The sequence below is a fragment of the Aquiflexum sp. genome (genome assembly GCF_041751335.1).
Taxonomy (GTDB): domain Bacteria; phylum Bacteroidota; class Bacteroidia; order Cytophagales; family Cyclobacteriaceae; genus Aquiflexum.
The window spans coordinates 1-4,787 of sequence record NZ_JBGSXS010000080.1; the positions used below are offsets into that span (position 1 = coordinate 1).

General features: G+C 39.1%; 5 protein-coding genes and 1 pseudogene. 1 reads left to right on the forward strand and 5 read right to left on the reverse strand.

Annotated features, from left to right (window positions below; translation table 11 throughout):
• The 5 genes from ACEW8U_RS05015 to ACEW8U_RS05035 all read right to left on the reverse strand — a co-directional run.
• Nucleotides 1–462, reverse strand: a 462-nt coding sequence (locus tag ACEW8U_RS05015) for a DarT ssDNA thymidine ADP-ribosyltransferase family protein (RefSeq protein ID WP_373520942.1), incomplete at its 3' end; no start/stop codon positions are given.
• 676 nt (nucleotides 463–1,138) lie between these two features.
• On the reverse strand, nucleotides 1,139–1,333 hold the full coding sequence (locus tag ACEW8U_RS05020; RefSeq protein ID WP_373520943.1) for a hypothetical protein: 195 nt from the start codon (nucleotides 1,331–1,333) through the stop codon (nucleotides 1,139–1,141).
• Nucleotides 1,334–1,852: 519 nt separating this feature from the next.
• Nucleotides 1,853–2,860, reverse strand: a complete 1,008-nt coding sequence (locus ACEW8U_RS05025; RefSeq protein WP_373520944.1) for a HipA domain-containing protein — start codon at nucleotides 2,858–2,860, stop codon at nucleotides 1,853–1,855.
• Nucleotides 2,860–3,186 (reverse strand): HipA N-terminal domain-containing protein, encoded by a 327-nt coding sequence (locus ACEW8U_RS05030; protein ID WP_373520945.1) that lies wholly within the window; start codon nucleotides 3,184–3,186, stop codon nucleotides 2,860–2,862. Before ACEW8U_RS05030 ends, ACEW8U_RS05025 begins: the two co-directional genes overlap by 1 nt.
• Nucleotides 3,183–3,401, reverse strand: a complete 219-nt coding sequence (locus ACEW8U_RS05035; RefSeq protein ID WP_373520946.1) for a helix-turn-helix transcriptional regulator — start codon at nucleotides 3,399–3,401, stop codon at nucleotides 3,183–3,185. Before ACEW8U_RS05035 ends, ACEW8U_RS05030 begins: the two co-directional genes overlap by 4 nt.
• 1,077 nt (nucleotides 3,402–4,478) lie before the next feature.
• Here ACEW8U_RS05035 and ACEW8U_RS05040 point away from each other — a divergent pair.
• Nucleotides 4,479–4,787: pseudogene (locus ACEW8U_RS05040) on the forward strand (hypothetical protein); the annotation flags it as partial.

Here is a 4,787-nt window from a genome sequence, read left to right on the forward strand (position 1 = left end):
ATATCTGCTTTTGATAGCGGTCCAATCTAGAATATCATTTATCTGTGAAAGATATTCCCTTTCATAAAACGAAGTGTAGTTATCTGTTGCATGTCCATCTGAAAAATACAATTCAACTTCAAGATTTGCAATATCTTTCAAATCGATTGCCAAATAAATAATTTTATTGGCTGAATAGGCTTTTGGAACAAAGTTACCTCCATTTTGGATTACATATAACATGGGCATTTTGACTCCAAAATAAAATGGCGTGAAATCACCAAGACGGATTCTTTTTTTGTTTTCAGAAGAAATTTCTCCGTTGTCAATGTAAACAAATTTTTCATCTCTATTTGAAATCAATGACACATCGCCTATTGAAACAAAGTCTAAATTTACTTTAGATGAGTTTTTTCCAGTGATCCCATTTAATAGAATAAAAGGAATATTGTCAATATGAGTCAACCTGTAAACCCTCATCATTATTCCTCGCTAAAAAACTTTCTCTAATTTTTTTCACAAACCCAATCTCGGATCTGCCCGGCCGACAGGCAGGTCTCGCTTCTAATCTCGCGCACTATCCCACATTCAATTTTACATCCTTCTAACTATTCCTTGTCACCAGTCTTTTGCTAATAAATAATCTAAGCTTTTCAATATAAACGTTCCGATTAATCATAATTATTTAGGGTTATAACCATAAATATATTTAATATATGGTATATTTTTGGGGTTATAACCGAAAAACTTTGATAAGTGGATAGTGAGTTGTTATTAGTTATTTGTAATAATTGAAAAGTGAACAGTGGGGTTGGATTAGAAGATAAATTGAAACCCATTCAGGTACATTTTGATTATGCTTATATTCATCGGGACAGTTATTGGCTCTCGCATCTCGCCTCTCGCTTCTTGTCTCTTGTCTCCCCGAAATTCTTCGGGACAAGCTTTGTTTCTTCTCGCCTCTCGCTTCTCGTGTCTCAAATCTTAAATCTAAAATCATAAATCTAAAATTCTAACCTCCCTTTCTGTCCTTCACACCACCATTACCGCAGTTCCCACAGCTTCGCCCTTTGAGTCCCAAAAAAGGCCATTTTCAAACGAGTAATTTTATTACTCATAGCTGACAAATTTACTCCCAGCATTGAAATATCCAAATTTATTAGGTCTGATTGGCATAAAAATTTCGAAGTCCTACTTGGTTCAAGTCTTCAGACTTGGACCACAATATTGCAGTCTTCAGACTGCCCCTGTTGCCGCTGTTTGGGATTTGCAATCCCGAACCCAGATAAAAGGGATTTGAAATCCCCACCACAAACCTAAAAAATCCCAAATACCCATGATAAAGTAATCCCATATTCAAAATTAGATGCGAGATTTTAGACGTGAGATATGAGACGTGAGACGTGAGACATGAGACATGAGACAGGTTAATTGTTGAGAAAAAGGTTTAAGTTCCAGATTTCGTGCTCCCCCAATTCCGAGATAGCCCCTACAGGGCTGCTACAAAAAAACCTTAATTTCGTAACGTGCCTTATCTGTATGGGATAGTGGGCAGGAAGACAATGAGCCGGGCCGGCACTGGCCTCGCGCGATGATAGGATCTCATTGTCTTGTCCCGATAGCTATCGGGATTGTTACTTTTTTGGTCAAGCAAAAAAGTAAGAGAATTGATAGAAATCAAATGAAAAAGACGGCACTCACTAAAAAAAGCATCGAATAAATTCTTCTTAATCAGACTTTCCGTCTATTTCGGGAAACATGTTCCTGTTCCAATAACCTCAGGCGGTAGTGCAGGGAGGGTGGGAAAAGCCTCAGGCCTGGTAAAAAGTCTCCTAATATCCGAAGGTAAATCCACCCCTCACCCAAACAGACCTCAAACTTTCAAAAGCTGCTTTAACCTCCCTTGATATGCCTGATGGAAATTTCTCTTGGTGGATTCATTGAGAAAAGATGCTCCTATCAATTTTTCAACCGAGTCTGATTTGGAGACCATCAAAGCATAAATATCCTGGAAAGTCTTGTCACTGATTGCTGTTTCCTTAGCCAATTTGGCAAATTGCAAGCTGATTTTCCCCTGGGCTATATTCCCGGGCAATAGACCACCTTCTAAAGCAAAGTCCTTGTCCGCTATATGAATGCGGCTGTTAAGCAGGTCATAAGCAGGGCTGAGTCTAAAGTCTCCCATGGGGGTTTCCAATATTGAGAAATTCTTAAAGTGGGCATCCCAATTTGAAAACAAGTAATTGAACAACAGTATTTTCAAAAGCTTGGGAGCTTCTATTTTGTAGGTCGGTATATACCTTTGCATCATTTCGAAAAGTTCCAGATAATTCCCCAAATACTTGTAATGTGCTCCATGGGTTTGCGGTGTCCTTCCCGACAGGGAAGCAAAATCCTCCTGAGCCAATTTCTCTACCTGTCCTGAAGGCGGGGCATCGCCTTCTTTGACATCAAATCTCTTGGTGATATAGGCCGGAGCACCATTCCTGAAAAATATCAAAGCATTTTCCGCAGTCTCTATACCATAAACCTGACGGGCAATTTGCATGGTCAGGTGTTCATTCGCTGGCATTTGATCAGGATTTTTGCCGGCCCCGGGAACAGGTTTCAGGATATATGTACCACGTTCGCCTTCTTGGGTAAGTCTAAGCTTGTTTTTATCCAGCAATACTGAAAATTTTTCCTGCACCCCTGAAATAGAAATGTGTTTTCGGTTCTGTTCAAAGTGTTCATCCGAATCGGAACTGTGTGCCGGAGAATCGTATGGCAAAACATGATGTACCTTCTTTCCCTGAAATACCCGCTTCAAAGCCGTCCTGCTATAGGTATCAAAACCTTCGGACAATGTTCCGGGACAATATTTAATTTCAGGTAATCCCATCACTTTTCTGTTTTTATGATCCTGACGGCACCTATACTGTCATTTTTAGCAGTTGTCATCAGCAATCCGAAATGGTCTTCCGGATCTATTCTATTGAGTTTACATACTACCGCTTTATTGGATCCTTCAGGAAGTATATGGTAAAAAAAAGGAAACAGAAATTCAGAATGGAACTCCTGTCCGGATTTAGGCAAGGTCAGACTGATACTTTGTTTATCCATGTCTTTTACCCAAGTATCGTGGTAACGGAATGAAAACGAACCATCATCGTGTTGGCTCAGTATACCCACTTCCTCATCTTTAAACAATACTTTGGCATGTCTCATGGATGGTGCGTAACATTTTTAATTTTCAGGCAAACCTCCATACCCAACACATCCGCTATCTTATGCATGGTAAGCAATGTAGGGTTCCCCTTGCCACTTTCAAACTGCTTTAAGGTCCTTAACCCAACTCCAGCTAGTTCTGCCAAGGTTTCCTGTGTTACTTTCAGAACTTCCCTTCGTTCTTTGACGGTTTTAATCAATTCAGTAAAGTGCATTATAAAGCATTATTTGATGTAAATGTAATCTTTAACTTTTAAAACACAAAAAATAAGGCAATAAACTGCACTATATCATAGTAATCCCTATCTCTCCTATGTATTTATATTAAATAGTACATCATAATGCACTATTCACGCTGTTCCCGCGCTCTTCGGGATATTCAACCCCGAATTTACCTGCCTCATCGCCTTTATGCCCCCGGCGGCAATACAGGGAGGTTAGTAGAGCTGCTGGTTCAAGTCTTCAGACTTGGACCACAAACTTGCAGTCTTCAGACTGCCAACCCCAACCTACCAATTCATTCACCCATAGTAGCGGTGCTTGAGATTCCAAGAATATCTTTCACCAATTGATTTACCCGAGTCTAAATCTAACCAACACCATCCTTAACAAGGTCTGTTTTCCACATTTAGGTAAAGAGGCCTCGTGTTCCAAAAACAGACTTTCTAACCGAAATTACTTGAATCGGCGCTATCAAAACCCAGAGTTGCGGTGCATATGTGTTAGAAGAAACCGAAAGGTATTACCTGCACCTTACCTTGGGCTTCACCCCGGCGGACGAGATAATTAATGTTCAGCCTCCCGTACCGATAGCTATCGGTATGGGACAGGCTTTCTCGGGGCTGCTATAAAAAACACCTGATTTTAAACCCACCCCGATTCTGTCGGATACAGGAAAAAAAAACATAATTGCCTCTCTTTGCCACAAAGAGGCATAAAAAACCACTTTTTTTTAAAATTCTTTACACTGCATAAAAAGATGCTAAATATTCAATTATTGCATTTCAAAAATCTCAACAACTTTCCCAAAGAATGGACACATAAAACTCATTACCAATACTTTATACATATAATTTAAACCCAAAAACTTGCAAAAAAACTCCACTCCAAAAAACAGATCAATTTATATTACCATTATTAAATCTGAGAAAAATATTATTTATTCGTTCTCTGATCACCCAAAAACCAGAGTATTGTTGTGTTGTATTTGAAGCTATTGGCTATAGGTGATTGAATGGTTTAACTGTACATCTATCTCAATTTATTTTAAGTCAAAATAATAAGCCCGGTCTATGCTCATTATCCAACATTTTGCCCATGATTACTTTTCACACAAACTTGACGAAAACTATTTAGGCCTAACTTTTAACATCAAAGGCAAATACGAAGGTACCATGGAGCTTTTTCCTTCGGACCAACCCAACATCATCATCCAAGAGGGATATATCTGTATCAAAAAACTGGACCTGACTGTCGAGGGAAATAACATTACGAGCAGTTTCAGCAAAAACCTCGACATCAAATTCAACGAAATAAAAAAAATATCCTTCGACAAAGGAAATGATTCCGAGGATTTCCAGATCAATGTCCCTCAGGGCAAT